This is a genomic window from Lentzea sp. HUAS12 (genome assembly GCF_024125735.1).
Lineage (GTDB): Bacteria > Actinomycetota > Actinomycetes > Mycobacteriales > Pseudonocardiaceae > Lentzea > Lentzea albida.
On sequence record NZ_CP099738.1, the window covers coordinates 4,511,856 to 4,530,826 of the forward strand.

Annotated in this window: 15 protein-coding genes; 7 read left to right on the plus strand and 8 right to left on the minus strand. The window is 65.9% G+C overall.

All coding sequences use genetic code 11. The features are described from left to right. The first annotated feature begins 374 nt into the window (after positions 1-374). Positions 375-1,274, plus strand: coding sequence for a helix-turn-helix domain-containing protein (locus ND450_RS19800; RefSeq protein ID WP_253327548.1), 900 nt, complete (start codon positions 375-377; stop codon positions 1,272-1,274). Between the two features lie 209 nt (positions 1,275-1,483). Beyond that, positions 1,484-2,677, plus strand: coding sequence for a CdaR family transcriptional regulator (locus ND450_RS19805; RefSeq protein ID WP_253327549.1), 1,194 nt, complete (start codon positions 1,484-1,486; stop codon positions 2,675-2,677). Between the two features lie 807 nt (positions 2,678-3,484). On the opposite strand, the gene ND450_RS19810 is transcribed toward ND450_RS19805, so the two are convergent. After that, positions 3,485-3,928 carry a hypothetical protein gene (locus ND450_RS19810; protein WP_253327550.1) on the minus strand — a complete coding sequence of 148 codons (444 nt, stop codon included), beginning with the start codon at positions 3,926-3,928 and terminating at the stop codon, positions 3,485-3,487. 351 nt (positions 3,929-4,279) lie between these two features. Here ND450_RS19810 and ND450_RS19815 point away from each other — a divergent pair, with 351 nt between their 5' ends. Further along, positions 4,280-5,293, plus strand: a complete 1,014-nt coding sequence (locus ND450_RS19815; RefSeq protein WP_253327551.1) for a LacI family DNA-binding transcriptional regulator — start codon at positions 4,280-4,282, stop codon at positions 5,291-5,293. Positions 5,294-6,268: 975 nt separating this feature from the next. On the opposite strand, the gene ND450_RS19820 is transcribed toward ND450_RS19815, so the two are convergent. The 3 genes from ND450_RS19820 to ND450_RS19830 form a co-directional block, all read right to left on the minus strand. Beyond that, entirely contained in the window at positions 6,269-6,700 is a 432-nt protein-coding gene (locus ND450_RS19820; protein WP_253327552.1) for a hypothetical protein, read from the minus strand. Between the two features lie 490 nt (positions 6,701-7,190). Next, positions 7,191-7,910: a hypothetical protein gene (locus tag ND450_RS19825; protein WP_253327553.1), complete on the minus strand. Its 720-nt coding sequence runs from the start codon at positions 7,908-7,910 to the stop codon at positions 7,191-7,193. Positions 7,911-7,961: 51 nt separating this feature from the next. Next, complete coding sequence (locus ND450_RS19830) at positions 7,962-8,666, minus strand: hypothetical protein (RefSeq protein ID WP_253327554.1); 705 nt, start codon at positions 8,664-8,666, stop codon at positions 7,962-7,964. A 312-nt stretch (positions 8,667-8,978) separates the two neighbouring features. On the opposite strand from ND450_RS19830, the gene ND450_RS19835 reads away from it, so the two are divergent. Then, positions 8,979-9,455 carry a hypothetical protein gene (locus ND450_RS19835; protein ID WP_253327555.1) on the plus strand — a complete coding sequence of 159 codons (477 nt, stop codon included), beginning with the start codon at positions 8,979-8,981 and terminating at the stop codon, positions 9,453-9,455. Between the two features lie 1,100 nt (positions 9,456-10,555). Here the strand turns inward: ND450_RS19835 and ND450_RS19840 are convergent. Continuing rightward, positions 10,556-10,963 (minus strand): hypothetical protein, encoded by a 408-nt coding sequence (locus ND450_RS19840; protein WP_253327556.1) that lies wholly within the window; start codon positions 10,961-10,963, stop codon positions 10,556-10,558. Positions 10,964-11,281: 318 nt separating this feature from the next. Here ND450_RS19840 and ND450_RS19845 point away from each other — a divergent pair, with 318 nt between their 5' ends. The 3 genes from ND450_RS19845 to ND450_RS19855 all read left to right on the plus strand — a co-directional run bounded on the left by ND450_RS19845 (position 11,282) and on the right by ND450_RS19855 (position 14,762). Beyond that, positions 11,282-11,716: a hypothetical protein gene (locus tag ND450_RS19845; RefSeq protein WP_253327557.1), complete on the plus strand. Its 435-nt coding sequence runs from the start codon at positions 11,282-11,284 to the stop codon at positions 11,714-11,716. Between the two features lie 380 nt (positions 11,717-12,096). Further along, the gene (locus ND450_RS19850) at positions 12,097-12,924 is read left to right on the plus strand and encodes a hypothetical protein (protein WP_253327558.1); all 828 of its coding nucleotides are present in this window, start codon (positions 12,097-12,099) and stop codon (positions 12,922-12,924) included. A gap of 254 nt (positions 12,925-13,178) precedes the next feature. Continuing rightward, entirely contained in the window at positions 13,179-14,762 is a 1,584-nt protein-coding gene (locus ND450_RS19855) for an NB-ARC domain-containing protein (protein ID WP_253327559.1), read from the plus strand. A 54-nt stretch (positions 14,763-14,816) separates the two neighbouring features. Here ND450_RS19855 and ND450_RS19860 read toward each other — a convergent pair whose 3' ends face one another. The 3 genes from ND450_RS19860 to ND450_RS19870 all read right to left on the minus strand — a co-directional run bounded on the left by ND450_RS19860 (position 14,817) and on the right by ND450_RS19870 (position 18,890). After that, positions 14,817-16,169 carry a hypothetical protein gene (locus ND450_RS19860; protein WP_371927733.1) on the minus strand — a complete coding sequence of 451 codons (1,353 nt, stop codon included), beginning with the start codon at positions 16,167-16,169 and terminating at the stop codon, positions 14,817-14,819. Between the two features lie 256 nt (positions 16,170-16,425). After that, the gene (locus ND450_RS19865; protein ID WP_253327560.1) at positions 16,426-17,502 is read right to left on the minus strand and encodes a CdaR family transcriptional regulator; all 1,077 of its coding nucleotides are present in this window, start codon (positions 17,500-17,502) and stop codon (positions 16,426-16,428) included. Positions 17,503-17,894: 392 nt separating this feature from the next. Continuing rightward, positions 17,895-18,890: a LacI family DNA-binding transcriptional regulator gene (locus ND450_RS19870; protein ID WP_253327561.1), complete on the minus strand. Its 996-nt coding sequence runs from the start codon at positions 18,888-18,890 to the stop codon at positions 17,895-17,897. Positions 18,891-18,971: the final 81 nt, after the last annotated feature.

Genomic DNA, 18,971 nt, shown 5'->3' on the forward strand with positions numbered 1-18,971 from the left:
GCTCGCAAGCTCCGAGACCGCGCGTGCGCACGCTTAGCTACATTCTGTTGACTCCACTCTTCCGTCAATCGCGACTCTCGTCCCAGGAAAGCACCGATTTCGGACACCCAGCCCGGACAAGGACACACAAGTCGCCTTCCGCCGGACGTGACAACAAAGCAGTCCGCACTCGCTCATCGACCACGAGGACACCTGTGCCAATCGATTGGACCTCCCCGTCGCCCGATCAGAACGGAGTCCAGGACGGCGACTTCACTGTTCAGGGACAGCAGGACGAATCGACCCGCGGGATGGGGAGCACCCACTCGTCCGCCATCCCGGGCGTGCTCAGAGAACTCTTGGCGAGGGTGGTCAGGTCGGGACACCCGGATGACATGACCGCACGTCACGTCGCCCACTCGATGACGAACGCCGGAATCGAGGAGCACGACGCCTGCCGGCTGGTGCACACGGTCGCCTCGACCCTGGTCAACGAACTGATCGCGGATCCCAGCGGGAGCAGGCTGAGCACGATCAGGCACGCGGTGGAGTTGATGTCCAGCACGGCGGAGTCGGTGATCGCGCTCCACTGCAGGTTCAAGGACGCCGAACTCGCCAATCGGGCGGACTGGTCACCGCTGTCCCTGCGCCTCGCGGGCTACGACGATCCGGCGAGCCGGGCGACCTACGAGAACAACTGTCTCTATATCGTGGCGGCACGGGGCGAACTTCCCGAGGAAGACGAGCTGTACCGAATGCTGACCGACGTCGGCGCCGGTTCTGCCGTCGTCCAGAGTTCCCCGGAGGAGTTACTGGCGATACAACGCTTGGCCGATCGCAGGAAGGCGGAGCGGATGTGCCGCGAGCTACTGAAAATGCTGCCACCCAGCACGGTGATGACTGCGGAGCCGCTCGTGTTCGGCGGCCCGCTGGAGTCGTTCAGAACCGCTGAGGGCGTGCTGCGCCTGACTGCCATGTTCGACCTGGCCCCTGGTTTCTACCAGATCTCGGATTTCCCGGTCGAGTTCGCGGTGGCGACGACGTCACCCGTGAGGGAGAAGCTCCTCGCCATGATTCAACCGGTCATGGTGAGGAGTGATCTCAAACGGACTCTCGAACTCCTCGTGGTCAGCCAGGGAAACCGGACCAGAGCAGCAGAACGACTGAAAATCCACCGCAGCACCATCGACTACAGACTGAACCAGATCGACAGGCTGACTGGCCACTCACCCATCACCACCGTCGGCCTGAACATGCTCGCGATGGCGTTGGCGGTGCACACGCTGATGACCTGAGAGGCGGAATCTCCATCCTCGGCGACAGCAGCCACGCACAATTCATCAGGACCAGCAGAAACTTCCACATCCTGAGAAAACATTGAGGATTACTGCAATTTGTGTAACGCTTGCATCCTCTGCGAGGCAGTAATTGGCCACGCTGCCTCAACACTGGATCGCGGCTTGCGGAAAGGCGTTGAACCATGCCTTCACGAAATTTCGACCTGATGATCGACAGCTTTCGAGAGATTCTCGACTTCACCTCGCCGGACCCTGCGGTGTCACGGAGCTTCCGCTCGGTCGCCGAACTCGTCGACAGGATCCACGACAACCTGCTCTCCGGCTTGGGCGGGACCACGGAAGCACCCTCCACCACGGTGGCCCGTTGCCTGGCCGAGGTCGTGGCCAACTGCGTAGCCGGCGCCAACGCTCAGGCCTGCTGCACCACCGAGGTCTTGTCGCTCATCAGGAACGCAGGTCGCCAGTGCAGCGCCACGTCGAGTCCGGTGGACGGCCTGGCGGTGATGATGAGCAGTCTGACCAGCACAGCCATCGACGTGGTGACCTCGGACCCACTTCTCGCAGGTGAGGTCGAGGTGATCGTGATGGCGCGCGAGGTCACGACGATCAGCGCCCGACTCCTGCGCGAGTTGTTCGACGGCGTGCGGGACGGACGCAGCCGGCAGGTCCCCTCGAAGCCGCTGGCCGTCAAACTGCTGTCAGGTCGCATCGACGAGATCTCGGACCCTTCCGTGCTGGCTCCCGCCTACGCCATCGCCGCCCTGCGCTCGCCCGACGCGGCGACCATGGAAAGGGTGGCCAGGACCGTCCGGCTGGATCGTGACACGCAGAAGCTCTCGGTGCTGGCACCCAACGGGGCCTACGTACTGGCCCCGGTGTCCGACGACCGCGCGCTGCGGGCATTCGGTCAGAGCCTGTGGGACCGCATCGGCGGAGACCTGTGGATCGGCCTGTCGTGGAAACCGCTCGCGGAGATCGCCAGTGGCCAGCAACAGGCTTCCGACATCGTGCGACTGGCCGTGGCCAGTGGCCGGCGGCCCGGTCTGTTCGGTCTGGAACAGGTGATCGTCGACTTCGCCGTGCTCAACCATCCCGCCACCGCGAGCTCGCTCGCCAAGGTGGTCAAAGGCTTGGCGGACAACAGCATTCTGCACCACACCCTGAAGTGCTTCATCGCTGCCGAGGGCAACCGGGGCAGGGCCGCACGCCAACTCGTCATCCATCGCAGCACGCTGGAGTACCGACTCGCGCGCATCGAGGAGATCACCGGGTACCAGCCGACGTCGACGCGTGGACTGCTGATGCTCAGCAGCGCCATGACGGCACACGCGCTGGCCACCACCAAATCCGCCGAACTGCCGCACATCGGTGACCGGTTCGGCCGCAGCCTGGGAGCATGACGGCACGGTCCAGCGGACGGGTATGCGGCTGGGCCCGCTGCTGGACCGCGATGCGCGCTTCGAGCTGAAGAGGCATCGTCATGTGCTCGGCGGGCACTGCGCTTCGGCACCGAAGAGCGAACTCTGACAGCTTCCACCAGCACGGTGGGCGGCAAGTGAGATGACCAGTGTGGTCACGCCGTGAGAACGCGACCACCGAAGCGTCCGGCGTCTAGAGCTCTCGGCGACCGGACGGAGCACCACCAGTGCCCAGGCCGCGGGAACCGGCATCCTGAGCACGTTCCCGGTCCGGAGAGTCCCCCGAAGCGGATCGCCCCTGCCTCGGCATGGGTGCCCTGGGCGGCTCTACATCTCCCGGCACCAGCGCACCACTGTCGACCACGAGCGCGGGAGTCGACTTCCGGGCGGTCACGTGCGCACTTCGCCGGGTCGCGAACCGATGATCACGAGTCGCTCTCTGGCGGTGTCGTGCCCTCTGCTGGCGCACGAGGCCCTGACATGGGAAGAAGTCGATCTCCGGGAACGACCGGACCACTCGCTGTCCCGGTTTCTCCGTAGGGCCGGTGGGGCGGCCGTGACGTGCAGTCCGACCGCCCCACCGGAGTTGGCCTTCGGCACAGGGACGATTTCGCGCCGAGCCCGGTGGCCTCGCCGCCGTGACGGAGACGACCCCGCGGCGAATCCCGGAACACGCGGCGCGAACCACACCGGAGTGTCAGTCCCCTACCTCAAGACCACGGTCAACGGACCGGCGCTTCCCCGCCTCCTGAAGTCGCCGGCAGGTGACACTCGGAAATCTCCGGACGTTCAACGCACCCAGTACGCGCAGTAGTAAAAGTTCCCACGAGACACACGGCCTTCGGGGGAAGTGTCACGTGGCAGGCAATAAGGCAGGTGTCCCTTGATCCGATCGGACGGGTACGGGTACGCCTTGTAGCTCCTGCCGTCAGGGTGCAGGTAGGTACTGCCCGGCTCCGGGGCGTAGACCTCGACCACGCTGCTCTTGACCGTGCAGGACCAGTTCTTCCCTCGATTGCTCTTGTTTCCGGGAACGAAGCACCAGCCGTCGCGGTTCGCCTGCACCTCCTTGCTGTTCACGTACATGGCCAATGCCTTGTCGTCCACGATCGCGCCCTTGGTGTAGGTGCGCCAGTGATAGTACTGATCACCCGCGGCGGACGCCGATCCGACAGAAAATACGACGGAGAGGGAACACGCTGCCAGCATGAGAAAAATCGCACGTTGAATCACAATTCAACACCCTCGTTAGACGTGACGAGATTCAGGTCCTCATCCACAAAGTAGCCTACGTTCACACGGCTCCCAACGAGAAAAATCCCGAAAAAGCCCGCCTCCAGGTTGTCGCCTCCGAGTGGGCCAGAAATCGCGTACCGTTCGATCCGTCACCCGTTCCACCCCCAACCGTGATCGCTCATGGAGGATCGCCGTGGAGCACGGCGGCGCGGAGAGAATCAGAGTTTCTTCCCCAGCGGGCCGGCGGACGCGAACCCCTCCCGTGGGGCTCACGCCGGCGCGGTGATCCACTCTCGACGACGGTGGCCGCGGTGACAGGATGATGCCTTCACGTCTTCAGGAGGGTTGATGGCCGACATAGCCGATGTCGCGCGCGAAGCGGGAGTGTCCACCGCGACGGTGTCGAGGGCTCTACGCGGCTTGTCCAATGTCTCGGAATCGACCCGGCTGCGCGTGGTGGCCGTCGCGGAACGGCTGGACTACCGCGTGTCCAGGACTGCTTCCGGGCTGGCCACCGGCCACACCGGCACGGTGGGGGTCGTGGTGCCCCACATCTCCCGCTGGTTCTTCGGGCAGGTCATCACAGGCGCCGAGCGCGTTCTGCGTGGCGCGGGACTCGATCTGCTGGTCTACAGCGTCGATGACGACGCTTCGCGGTCCCGGTTCTTCACCCAGCTCCCCGCACGGGGCCGGGTGGACGCGATGCTGGTGCTGTCGCTCCCGCTCGCCGAGACGGAATCAGCGGCATTGCGCGGTCTGGGGGTTCCCCTGGCCATCGTCGGCGCCCAGTCCGACGGGTTCGGCTGCGTCCGCATCGACGACCGCCACGCTGCCCGCGTCGCGGTGCGGCACCTGGTGAACATCGGGCACCACCGCATCGGCCTGATCGGCGGAAACGAGGATTCCACGCTGGGCTTCACCGCGCCGGGAGATCGGCTCGCGGGGTATCTCGACGTGCTCGCCGATGCGGGTCTCGAGAGGCGGGCGGAGTGGGAAGCCCCCGGCCTGTTCACCGCGCGTGGCGGAGAACAGGCGATGACGCAACTGCTGGCGGCCTCCCAGCCGCCGACCGCGGTGTTCGCCATGTCCGACGAGATGGCCATCGGCGCCTTGAAGGCGCTTCGCCGTCACCATCTCTCCGCACCGCGGGACATCTCGATCGTGGGGTTCGACGACCACGAGATGGCCGAGGCGCTCGACTTGACCACGATCGCGCAACCGGTGGCGTCCCAGGGAGAAGCGGTCGCCCGCATGCTGCTCGATCAGCTGAAGACCGGAAAGCCGCCGGAACCCCGGATCCTGCCCACTCACCTGGTCGTGCGGGCCAGCACGGCCGCACCGGACTCCCGCGGCAGGACGTGATCCACGATCGGGCGGCGGCAGAACGCACCACCGGTGCGCACAGGGCTGAAGCCTCACCACCGCGATGCGTGCTCCGCGGTTCGACCGACGCAGCGGTAGAACGGCGGAACACGCACAACCCTCGCCGACCGGCATCACACCAGGGCCGGCGCCTGGCCCAGGTCCCACGGCAGATCGACACCGGAGGGTCAGCGGGACTTCCAGTACCCGCATATATAGGAGTTGCAGTTGGAGTCCCAAGAAATTTCGACAATCCCCTGAATCGACGCTTCGGAGGAGTAAGCGGGAACCACCTGCTCCAACCGGCAGTCAGCCGCCGAAGCAGTTCCGTTTATTACCGACAAAGAAGACAGCGTGACCAGCAGAGCCGCCGCAGCTCGGAACCCAGCCTGTTTGGAAAACCTTTCCAGCAAACAGAATCAGACCTGTTCAATGATTCGACCGCGGATAGCAGGAGTGATTTTCTACCACCCCGGAACAGTCAATTTGAGAATGGAGGGATACAGCGGGACGCGCGGCGGCGCTGTCCCCAGCACAGCGGCAACCTGAACGGGCAGGACGTCCGGTTTCCCGGTCGTCGAGGCGACCCGCGGTTTCGTGCGGAGCCGGCACCTCGCGATCCCTGGTTCGATTCAGCCACGTCGAACACCATTTGTCCCCTGCCTGGGCCGATCCGAAGATCGGGCACCACCCGTTGCCCCGGCGCACCCGGCGGGCGTGCTCGCCGAAGGGGGTACCGATCCAGCGTGGTGGAGGTGGACCGCCGTCGCGATGAAACCGCCGTCCGGATCGGCACGGTCGCCTCCGGGAGCGCCATCGGTCAACGTCGCGCTGGACGGTTCTGCCGTCGGCCGTGCGGAAACTCGATCCGCTGGGCGGAGGAGTCGCCTCGTCCAGGCCGGTGAGCATCCTGCGCCGAGCGAGGAGGGGCAAGGCGAGCGCTTCAGATCGACCGCCGGCCGCTCTCACCCGCTGTCACAGCGGCACCCAGTAAGCGCAGGAGTAGTGCTTCAGGAACCCGCTCGGGGAACGCGGGTAGACGTTGGGCACGCAGTAGGGCCTGTACCCGCTGTACGGTGCCCGGCGTTTGGCTCGGTGCGTCCTGCCGTCGAAGTAGAAGGTCATGTTCTCCGCGATGATCGGGAAGTCGTAGCGGAAGAGATCTCCTCGAGGCTTGTCGACGGTGCACGACCACGCCCTCCCCCTGTTGTCGGGGTTGCCGGGCACGTAGCACCACCCGTCGTGCTTCTCCGCGTCCCGCGGGTTCTGGTATAGGTTGATCAGCTTGTCGTCGAGATTCCTGCCCAGAGTTCCGACGTAGTGGTACGTGACCGCGGTGGCGGGTGCCAGCGACGCGGCGAGCACCGTGAGGACCACCAGCACCGACAAGGCCGTTCTTCTGATCACATGAGGCTCCTCGGTGTGTTCCCCGCTTACCGGCTCCGGTGACGAGCATCGGACCTCCTCCCGCGGAAACCAGGCGGCCGCACACCATCCCGAACCGTTCCCGGCGAATTCGGAGAACAACCTCCGAAGCAGTTCTCTGCCGCCAACTCGAGATGGCTCCTGGTGTCGCGGGCGGAAGGCCCGCACCACCGGGTGTCGTGTGCGGGCCGTCCGCCAAGAGTCGCCTCTGGCCCGGCTGTCGCGGATCAGACTTCGAAACAGGTCCCCGATCCGGCCGGGAAGAAACGGGGGACCAGCCGACGCGGGTACGTTCCGCCGCGATCGAGACGCTCCACGTCCCCGAACTCTCCAAGGGCGACAACAGGATCTGTCATGACATGACGTGCACATGCCGGGGTGCGAGGGCTCGCGCGGCGGTGACTCCGCGGCAGGGACCACATGCGTCTGGGGTGGACCGGCAAGTCCGGTCCACCCCAGGTCGGTCGACCTGCTACCGGTGACCACCGCAGCGCTGGACGACAGGCCTGTACTCACCTCGAGGCAGGCCGCTGCTCAACACGGTGTTGTGCGTGAACTTGACCCCGGCACTGCCGTATCCGGGGTAGTACCAGTTGTAGTGGTTGAAGATCCGGTTCCGGTACTTCACGTCGAACCAGCCCATGACGTCGACCTTAAACGGCCGGAACTCCATCCAGCCGACGTGCCCAGGAGGGACAGTGATGTACTGGGAGTCGTAGAAGGTCTTGGCATTGGCCGTGGCCTGGCTGTTCGTGTAGGAGACCGACATTTCGAGCGCGGCGCTGAAGGCTCCCTTGGAAACGCCGCCGCTGCCGCTGTAGGAGGTCGTGCTGCCGACTTCGACGCTGATCTCGGTGCTCACCGCCGTGGCCGCCCCGAACTTGGCCGCGACCCGGCTCTTGCAGTTGTCGAACTTGTCCGACGCCCGCTTCCACGCGCCCCAGTAGTAGTTCGACCGGACCGGCTTGAACACGCAGGACGACGGGCGTACCCCTCCGTTGGTGCCCCGACAGTCCCCGATGACATCCGGCCGGGTCACGTCAGGAGCGGGGTTGTAGGGACCCTGACGCCAGAACGTGCTGCTCCAGCTGCCGTCGTAGGCCGCGGAGGCGGCGGGCGTCAGCATCGCGCCCAAACCACCGACCACCACCACGCAGGCCAGCAGTCGTTTGACAGAAATCGAGAAACGCACCTGAACCACCTTTACGAGTTTTTGAGGAAATGCTGACTGACTCCCGCGCGGTCAACACCTCACCACGTTGGATGCCACCCTCGTGTCGGGACGGCCGTTCTTGAGGACGGCCCCCGACAGGTACACGCCACCCGACCCGTAACCGGGGTAGTACCACTTGTAGTGGTTGAAGATCCTGGACGGGTAATTCGCCTCGTACCAGCCCTCGAACTTGTACTTGTAGATCCCGAGATAGACGATTCCCTTGTATCCAGGTGGGATGTCCTGATACAAACCGGTGCCAGAGGCGGAGGCGTTGGTGGTCGACAGGCTGGTGAAGTCCTGCTGGCTGGTATCGGCCGTGATCTTGATGAAACCCGCTTGCAAGCTACCCCCGAGGGTCGTGACCGAGGTCGTCCCGGTCGTCAGCGTCGTGGCTTCCTGAACCGAATAGCTGAAGAAGCGTGACAGCGTCTTGGCGCGGGGATTGCAGTTGTACACCCAGTTCGCCACCTGCTTGTACTCCATGTAGTTGGGCAGCCTCTTGATGACGCGGTAAGCACATTTCGGCTTGGCGCCTCCGTTGAGGCGCCCGCAGTCACCGATCACGTCCGGCCTGGTCACGTCCGGCGCAGGGTTGTGCGGCCCCTGCCTCCACAACGTACTTCGCCAGGAACCGTCGTAGGCCGCGACAGCGGCCGGAGCCGCCGAGACGAGCCCGGCAACCGCCAGCACCGCGACAAGGACTTTGGTGACGAGCTTCCTTGAAGTGATCACGCAGCACCTCCGTTTTCTCTCTGACGTCTTCCGCGAAGAATTCGAGAAGTCCAGGAAGTCACGGAAAGCATTTCCCCGGACATGGCGCGGAACGCACTGGAGCTTGGCGGTAATCGTGTGATCCAGTTCACCGAGTAGCAAGCGAAGAATCACCGAAAAGAGTCAGAGATCCGCGAGAACACTAGGGGTGACTAGTCGTCACGCGCGGCAGTCGAGACGTCCGGCAGTTCCACATCTTTCGGATTGAGCATGTACCCGGAGGCTCGAAGTATTGACGCGACACCACCGAGCCGACTCGATGAGGTAGAAACCATGAAAAGGCTGATAGTCATCGCTGGGGCTGCCTTGCTGGCCGTTCTCGCGGGCAGCACCGGTGCGCAGGCGGCGGGCGTCGTCGGGCCCGTGCCCATCGGCGACCAGTACAAGAGCCAGAAAATCCGGGTGTACAGCGTTCCGGACAGGGCCAGGAACCACGCCGAGGACGGGGTGTGCTTCTGGGGCGAGAAGCACAAGAACGACTACGCCTGCACGGTGGACGCGACCACGGGCGAGCGCCTCGAGGTCACGGCGGCGTGGGGAATTCCCCACGGGTACCGGGCCTCGACCGGCGAACGCGCCACGAAGACGATCTGGCACCGCGGCCGCCACATCACGGCCGAGTACAGCTCCTACCCCTACTTCAACAGGCAGCTTCCCTACTGCCTGCCCGAATGGGTGGAGCGCAAGGCCGGTTATCACGCCCTGCGCAATGGCGTGAACAGGTACTTCTGCGCCTTCTGGAAGCTCTGAGCACCGGGAACGGACGGTCGTGGCGGTAGAGATCCAGCGCCACGACACAGGGCTTCACGTCGAGGGAGGACGCGAGGCGGAGAGGCGACGACCGGCGTCCAAGGCAACAGTTCCAAACCACACCGAACCGCGGCCGGGCGCGTGAACGAACCTGAAACTCAGTCGTCGATCGGTAACGGGGTCGGATCCCGGCCGGGATCAACAGGCAGGAACTCGGGACGCCAACGACACCGCCCATCTGTGGGCGGTGTCGTTGGCGATCCGACCACTGGCACGGCCGTCAGGCACACCACGTGGTTCGGCGCCATGTGCAGCGGCAGCCGAGTCGCCTCGTACAGCTGTGTCCGAGCCAGTGTCTGCGAAGACCCGTCACGGCGGGCAGCGCTTTGCCCGCCGTGATGACGCCGGACGCCGAGTCAGGCGCAGAGTCGAACTCGACGCGATCGCCGCGCGACTCCACCCGGTCGCCGGCACCGCCCCGGAACTCCACGACGGCGGTCATGCGGTTCTCGGACGCGATCGCACACGAGAAGCTCCCGGTTGGACAGCCCAGTGCCGCACCGGATAGGCATTTACGCCGGTGTGATGAGGCGGGGCCTGCGAAGCAGATCGGGAGTGGTCCCACCGCAGGAGCCAAGGCGATCACCAGGAGCGCGTCGGGCGGCAGCAGCACCCTGATCACCAAGCGTCGCCGTGCTCCGCGGCACCAAAATGACCATCGCCCGCACCCCGTTACGTCAGGGATGCGGGCGAACGGTTGTGGGCACCTCGCCCACGTCTGACCACTCCGGCCTGCCTTCGATCACCATCACCGCTCATCGCTCGGACGACTGTCAGCGGTCACCACGCGTCACGGACAGCGGCATCACCTGCCCGGCCCGAGTACGGGATCACCTGGGTCTACGAAAACCGCGACGCCCCTCGGGACGGCCGCGGCGGCGCCGTGAACTTTCAGGCGCGATTGTCGCGGGTTCACTTTCACGACAACGCCACATCTGGTCGGCACCGGATCGGTGTCACGAAATGCGGCCGATCACGTGCCGTGCGCGGGGGGACGCCGATGTCCGGCGCGCCTTCTCGCTCGAGGTACCTCCAGCCCGCTACCTGCGCACCGGTACCCAGTAGGCGCAGAAGTACCTCTTGAAAGTCAGCCGGGGGGTGTTGTACTCCGTGGGATAGCAGTACGGCTTCCAACCAGGGTAGGGCTGCGTCAGCTTCGCGACGTGGTCCTTGCCGTAGATCGTCCAAACGCTGTCCTTGGGTGCGGCGACGATCTCGGGTTTGGCTCCTCTGGGCCTGGTGTCGACGAAGCATTGCCACGGCCTCGAACCACCCGGTTCCACGCACCAACCGTCGCGGTTTTCGGCGATGCCCGCGTCGATGTAGACGTCCACCCGCCGGTCGGTGAACAGGGAGTAGGTCCCGTAGTAGGTACCGGCCTGCGCAGGAATGGCTGCTAGCAGCACCTGCGCCACAACCGCCATGACCATGATGATGTGCTTTCGCATGCGGCTCCTGTCGATGCCCTCGGCGCGTCAGCGGCTCTTCGACAGGGCTTTCGACGAGCCGCGGAGGCGGACGCTACCGATCGCCGGTTCCGCTGGATGCCGACGTGGCACTCGTTCCCCGTTGAGCGGAAACAGTTCGGCGCATCTACGACAGCGCTGATGCAGGGCGCCGAACGCAGCGCGATCGGAGTGCGCACCACAGCAAGAGTTTTCCAAATAAATTTCTGATGGCGACTTAAATTGCCCCAACCCTAAGGTCATGAGGATCCATCGTCACTTTTCGCGCACTGGCGATCACACCCCAGAAGGGACTGGAGCATGCAGAAGAAGTTTTTCTCAGTGCTGTTGGGTCTCACAGCACTCGTCATGCTGGGTGCCGGCACCGCTTCTGCCGCGCCCTACTACTTCTACAAGCAGTACTCCGCGGGAACACTGCTGACGGACAAGGGGATCAACTTCTACGTCAACCAGAACGAGGTGAAGGCCGGCAGGGACGGCTGGTGTCACGTTCCCGGTGACCCCGGCAACCGGGGTAAGTTCTGGTCCTGCACCGTGGGCGGCAGGGTGGGCGAGATCATGAGCGTCCCGAACGGCGAAGTGGTGACGTTCCTCGACGGCCGCACCCACATCGCGAGCAAGTCCGCCCATTACCACGGCCAGCGCCCGTACTGTCTACCCCACGCGTACAACGGCCACCTGCCCAAGTACCAGAACACCACCTGGTACTACTGCGCGTATTGGAAGCTCGGCTGACGCTGGCTCCTTCGATGTGGACTCGTCCGCGGAGAGGATACGCGCCCACGGCGTGAGGACAGGCTGGGGGCGGCGAGGGAAAGGGTCTCCTTCCCGCGCCGCCCTCCACCGTGAGCGCCGGGAAAATTTCCGAAGTTATCAGAGTTCGCGCATTCCGCAGAAATTCCGGAAACATCCGGCCTCGTCCGCGAATATATCCTCGATCACAGTTGCGTCCAATAATTTGCGAGCCGGTGATCGACGATGATGACCGGCGCGGGCAGACATGGCACAGGCGCTCCTGTCCGCTTTCCCTCCCACGGAGGATGACTATGAAGAGTTGTGGAAGCGCATCGCATACCCAGGACGCACAGGGCGGGTTCGCTCGCAGGTTCGCCCTGGTGGCCCTGACCGTGGCAGCCCTCGCGGGCGGCGCGGTACAACCGGCAGGGGCGCAGTCTGCGGAGGCGCCCACCGCCTCGGCGACACGAGCGCAGGAGGCGCTCGCCGGAGTTCCCATCGGTATCACGGGGACCGGCGCCCGACTGTCCAACAAGGGAAATCACCTCTACTCGGCCAACGGCATCTGCTTCGTCGGCCACAGGTACGTGGTCAGCACCGCCAACGCCGGGGAAGCCGAGCGGGTCCGCAGGGCCTTGGCCAGGGCCAACGGTGCGCGTGGCGCCAGGCTCGACTTCCTGTCGACGGGCACCAGGATGGAGTTCCGGATCTACCACCAGCTCCGCGAGTCCTACTGGGGCATTCCGAAGGGGAACTGCATCGCCAGCGGTGTCGCACCCCACAAGGGCCGTGATCTCAGGCAGCTGCCTGGCTGGGCCAAGGGAGTGCTCGCCGCACTGGCGGCCACGGCCGTATTCGTGGCGATCAGCATCGGCGCGGGCGCGGTCGTCGCCTACTTCGGCGGTGGCGTTGTCGCGATCCAGGCCGCGGAGATCGTCGGCGGCTGCATCGGTGGCGCGATGTCGAACTATGCCTACAACCTCGTCATGGGCGTCAGCGACAAGGGTGCGGTCATCGCGTCGGCGCTGACCAATTGCATCTCCGGCGCGCTCGTCGCCTTCGGCGTCAGCACGGCGAAGACCAAGGTGATCGACTGGATCAGGGGCACAGCTGCGGGTGCAGCGGCGAACGCGGGCGCGGGCATCCCGATGAACGCGTTGAACACCGCGGCGGCCCAGACCGCCGCGGCTGTCGCCGTGGTCCGTTAGTTCGGGATCCCTCTGTCACCCGAGTGGCGACGCAGTGAGAAGGGTCTTTCACGGTGGTGCGATCATGCCCGCCGTGAAAGACCCTTCTGCATCGGGATGCACAATCCACAAATCCACTCGGAGCCGCATCCGGATCTCACCAGGAGAAAATACTACGTTTTCAGAAACCGACGAATTCTCCAACGGCGATGACCATTTAGCGCCATGATCACTTCCGACGGTATTCCGACCGCCGGACGGGAGGTTCTGCCTTCGTGGACCACCAGACCCGAGATGAGCGCGCGGTCGTCCGGACCGACAGAACGAACACCGACCGCGCAGATTTCGCCGCGGACCTCGCACAACTGAGGGTGGCATGCGGTAAACCCTCTTACGAGACCCTGGCCCGCCTTTCCAGCAGGCTGCGCCGGTCGACGATCTTCGACGCGCTCGCCGGCAAGTCGAGCCCGTCGCTGGAGTTCGTGGTCGACTACGTGCGGACTTGCGCGATCCACGCCGAGCGAATCTCCGTGGAGATCGACGCCGGACTCTCGGACATCGCGGACTGGACGGCCCGGTGGCGCGCCCTGCACTCCATCGCCGAGCCGTCCTCACGAGAGGCGAGCGCACTGGAGGTGCCGCCGAAGCCCGCCGCCACCGCCTCGAAGCAGATCCGCCAGGCGTGGCCGTTGCCGCGTCAGCTCCCCCCTGGCAACGGCCTCCTGGTCGGACGCGACAAGGAGATCGACCGGCTGGACACCGTTCTGGGCGGCGGTCTGGTGGTGGTCACCGGCATGGCGGGCGTGGGCAAGACGGCTCTGGTCACCCACTGGGCCCACATGAGGGCCGACCATTTCCCGGACGGCGTCTTGTGGATCGGCTCGGACGCGGGCCGAGCGCCGGACTCACCGGCCTGCAAGCTCGTCTCGATGCTGTGCTCTCTGGGACTGGAGCGCGCGTCGCTACCCAGGACCGTCGCCGACCTTTCCCGCCTTCTGCGGTCGTGCACAGCGGGCCGGAAGGTCCTGCTCGTGATAGACGACGTCGCGGAACCCGAGCAGGTGCGCCCCCTGCTGCCAGCCGAACCGCGCTGCGCCACCGTTGTCGTCAGCCGCAGGGGCCTGGTGGGCCTCTCCGCGCGGGAAGGCGCCCACCGGCTGGTGCTGTCCCCCCTCTCGAGCACCCCCGCCGCACTCCTGCTGACCGAGGTCCTGCGACACGCCGATCCGAGCGGTGCCTGCTTGGACGACGGACGCGCCCGCGAACTCGCGGCATTGTGCGGAGGTCTGCCCCTGGCCCTGCGGGTGGCGGCGGAGCGGCTGCGCTGGGACACCGCGGCACACCTGCGCGAGGAGCTGTCGTCGGAGTGCACGAGGCTGGCGAGCTTGGTAGTGGCCGACGACCCGGAGAACTCTCCGCGCGCGGTGCTCGTGGCCTCGATCCGCCGGTTGCCCGCGTCGGCGGCGCGGGTGTTGCGCATGATCACGCTGCATCCAGGCGCAACATGCACCTCGGCGAGCGTCGCCTCTCTCGTGGGCGCGACGCCTGCGGAGGTGGGGCGGGACATCCTCCTGCTGGTGCAGGACAACCTGCTCGAACAGCATGGTCCGTCGCACTTCCGCCTGCACGTGCTCGTGCGTCAGGCCGCATCGGAACTGCGCATGGCCACGGAGACCGCTGAGGAACAGCAGGCGGCACTGCGCCGGCTGCTGGCCTGGTTGCGCGGCGCAGCGGACTCCCAGGTCCGTTCCCGCACCGGTGGCACCAGCGCGCCGCCGCCGATCGACGTGGCAGCCGCGATCGACTGGCTGGTCGCCCGGCTGCCGCACGACGACCACCTGGAAGGGCACCGCCAGTAAGGGATCCGGGGAAGGCAGTGGTGGCGTCCACATGCGTGTGGACGCCACCACCAGTCACCCACAGACGCGCGACAGGTGCCTGGTCGAGGTCAGCCGAAGAGCGCTCACGTCGTCGCGTGCGGCTCCGATGGGCTTGAGCGGCCGAATCGGCACGGGCAGGACCCCGCGCGGCTCGTAGTTCACGACGGAGAGAACGAGCACGTCATCGGCGTACACCTCGACGTACTCCCCCACGAGGAGCAGGCGGAGCACAGCCGCGGGCGAGCGCAGCGTGGTCTCCTCGCAGCCGACGGACACCCTGGTCCCGTTCCAGCTCAGCACCAGGCCGCCGTCCTCGCGCAGCGGCAGGGACCCAGGCCGGGTGGAGTCCACCAAGGCCATGCCGTCACCGGCGCGCACGGCCCAGTCCTCCTCGAGATGCGTCTCGTTGCCCCGCCACCACGTCAGACGGGGTTCGGCGGGAACGGAGAGGTCGAAGACCTTGGGCTGGGCGAGCATCCCCCGGCACGGCGCACCGGAGTCGGTCAGCTGCGTGCGGCGCTGCACGGTGTGCAGGAGCAGGCGCCGTCCGTCCGGCCCGGTGACGAGGCGCGGGGCGTAGGGGCCGGCGGGGGCGATGGGGCCGAGGCGCTCCCACGGCCCGGTGAGCGCCGGCGACCTCCAGGCCTCGATCTGATGCGACGACGCGATGCTGCCGAGCAGGAGCCACCCGTCGGGCGTCGTCTCCAGGACCGGACACTCGAACTCGTCGACGTCGCCGGGCAGGATGAGCGGTGGCTGCACGTCCCACTCCAGCAGGTCGTGGGAGGTCGCGAATCCCACACATCCCGCGCTCCCAACCGGGTGCTCCGCCGACGCGGCGCACACGACCATGGCCCACCCGCCTTCCGGGTTCTCCACCACAAAGGGATCACGCCAGGCCATGGGGTGCTCCGTGCGGTACCACCGCGGATCCGCGCGCACGACGGAATCGCGGGACATCCGCATCCACCCGGTGGCGTCGTCCTCGCCTGTGATCGCCATTCCGATCGCTTGCTCCGCCCACGGCCTGGCATTGACACCGGTGTAAGCCATGGCCACGACGCCGTCTCGCACGGGGAAGGGGTGCATGGTCCACACGGCGGAGGAGTCGAAGGATCCGGGGGCGCTGACGCCGAAGCAAGGTGCCTGGGTGCGCCACTCGACCAGGTCGTGCGATGTCGCATGGCCGTAAGAGGTTTCCATGGCGCGCTCGTCGAACACGGGCGTCCAGGGCCCCTGCAGATGCAGCAGGTGATAAAGCCCCCCGCTTTGCATGACCGCGAAGTCGTTCAGGCACATTCCGGGGGGCGCGTACCGCACAGATCCTCCTGCAAGCGATTGCAATATAACGCCGTCGCGGCGTACAGACTTAATTAAGTAGACCATAATGAAGTTTGCAAGCGCTTACATCAAAGTGTTACGAGCCACGTGGGAGACGGGGACGCGCAGCATCGCCCTCCCTCGTCGGCGAACAGGAAGAACTGCCGCGCCCGCGAGTGGCGCACCCGACAAGCCTGATCAGCTCCAGGAGAACGTGGTCCATCCAGGCGAAAGTCGCGATGACACGATCCGCCGACACACCTCGACGCGAAGACGCCCGACCAGCCTGGCCGGCCGGACACGGGGTCCGGCCGGCCAGAACTCACACCAACGCGAGGCGAGGCTGGGAGGAGTGACCTGGCAGTAGGCCGGCGCGCAGCAGTGAACGTGCCGCCATGGCCAAGGTGAACGTCATGAAGCCGCGCTGGGAGGACGGGTCATGTCCCGTCAGCTCCGCGATCTTCTCAAGCCTGCGGTTGACCGTGCTGCGGTGAATGAGCAGTTGCCTGGCGGCGCGCTTGCGCGACCCCTGGGAATCCAGCACCGCCAGAACGGTCTCCAGCAGGAGGTCGTCACTCAGCAAGGGGGCCAGCGCCTTCAACACCGAGTGGGACACTTCGGGATTCATGAGCGCCGTGTACTCGAGCGCGACGCTCTTCACGTCGAAGACCCCTGGGCGCTGACCGGTGGCGACCGCGAGCGCGGCGAGGTCGGAGGCCTCCCGCCTGCCACTCGGGAGGTCGGCCACGGTTCTCCAGCAACACCCCATCCAGTACTGCCCACCGAGCCGCTTCCAGAACTCCTGAGCCGTCGGCATGGCGTTGGCACTGTCTGCGCAGGGGATGAGGACGACGTGACCCGTCGGCGTCGACGTGAACACGGCTCCCAGATCCGAGCCGGACTTCACGAAAGCGCGGATACGCGCCAGACCGCGTGCGTCATCGGGGCGCAGCGCCGACACGACGTAGGAGGGAGAGCGGGAGTTCTTCTCGCGCGCGGCTGTGAGCACAGCGCGCCGCACACCGTCGTCATCGCGTTCTTCCTGGGCGGCGCCGGACTTGACGCCGTCGAAGAGCTCCCTGAGCAGCCGTCGACTGGCCAGCGTGAGCTCGCGGAGCCGGGAGGACGCCGTCGCCGATTCTCCATGGCGCGCGGCGAAGACGTCGACCATGACACGGGTCAACTGCCCCAGCGCGACGACGATCGGATCGACCGGGCACCCGGTGCGGGACCAGTCGCCCACCGTCGCGCGTACCCGTTCGCTGAGTTCCGCAGGCCACACCTCGGCCCCGATCTTGCCCGTCGCGCACTTGGCCATGACGCCGATCGCGGTGTGGATGATCGTCAGGGCGGTGTCCCTGGCCTCGAGAGGAATGCTCGCCATCTGGGGGTCGATCACCGTGTGAAGCAGGCGCGCGACAGCGGGAGCCGAGAGGAGCTCGTCCGCGGCGGAGCCGGTTCCACCCCGTGTTTTGCGGGGGTGTCCGATCCCGACGTTTCGGTCCGCGTCAGCCAGCATGTCGTTCCCTTCGCTGGGTTCTGGGCAATGTAAGCGTTACATAGCCAGTCCGCGAAGCGGGAAGACCTTGACCTTTTTCGGAAAGTGGTTTCGTCCCGGGCCTTCGAACGGATGCTCTCACCCCTGCGAAGGAGCGCGCCCCCGGTCACGAGGAGACTGGGGGCAAAGCTCCCACCAGTAGCTTTCCCTCTGAGGACACGACACAGGCGTATCAAAGCAAAGAGTGATGGCCAGCACAGCAGCGCAAGCACCTCATCCGGTTTTTTCGGATGTCAGCCCGCCTGGATCGTACTGGCGCGCACGACGAGAGTGGTGCTGAAGACCTGCTGCCGGGGTTGAGCTCCGCCGAGCTGGGCGATGACCGCCTCGGCGGCGGCCTGGCCCTGTGCCGCCGTGGGCTGGGCGATGGTCGTCAGGTCGACCGCAGCGGCCAGATCGTGGTCGTCGAACCCCATCAGCGCCATGTCCCGCGGAACCGACAGGCCGCGGAGCCGCAGCGCACGCAGGGCGCCGAACGCCATCTCGTCCGACATCGCGAAGACCGCGGTGGGCGGCTCGGGCAACCGCAGGAGCGCCTCCATCGCGGCCTCACCACCCTCGACGGTGAAGGCGCCGTCGGCCTCCATGCCGTCCCACATCTCCAATCCGCTGTCGCGCAGGGCGTCGAGGAAGCCTGCCCTCCTGGACATGGGGGCGTCGAACCTGAACGGCTCGCCGCGCAGACCGGAAACAAGGCCGATCCTGCGATGCCCGCACTCCACCAGGTGCTTCGCCGCCGCCCAGCCTCCCTGGTGGTCATCGATGCGCACGGAGTTGAAGCCGTCGATGTCCAAACCCACGAGCCCCAACGGCACGCCGAGACGCCGCAAGGCCCGGACTTCCAGTTCAGCCAGCGGAATGCTGACCACGATGACGGCGTCGACGCGCTTGCGCAGCGGCATGTTGTCGAAGAACCGCTGTCTGATCTCATGGCTGCCCAGGGTGTAGAGCACGGTGTCCAGGTTCGACCTGTGCACGACCTCCTCGATGGCGGAGATCGCGGTACCGAAGTACCAGCGGGCGAGGTAGGGAGTGACCACGCCGACCGTGTTGGTCCGCCCGGAAGCGAGGCTGGACGGGATGAACGGCAGGACGTAGTCGAGTTGTCTGGCGGCTTCCTCGACGCGTCTGCGCGTCTCCGACGTGACGGACGGTGAGCCGCGCAGGGCACGCGACACGGTCGCGGTCGAGACCTGGGCAAGTTCCGCGACTTGCCTGATGGTGGACATCGAAGCCCTTCGGTGTCGATCCTTAGCCGTGGCCCTGCTCCGACGTTCCGAACACGAGCAAGACCTGGGAACGCAAGGTTG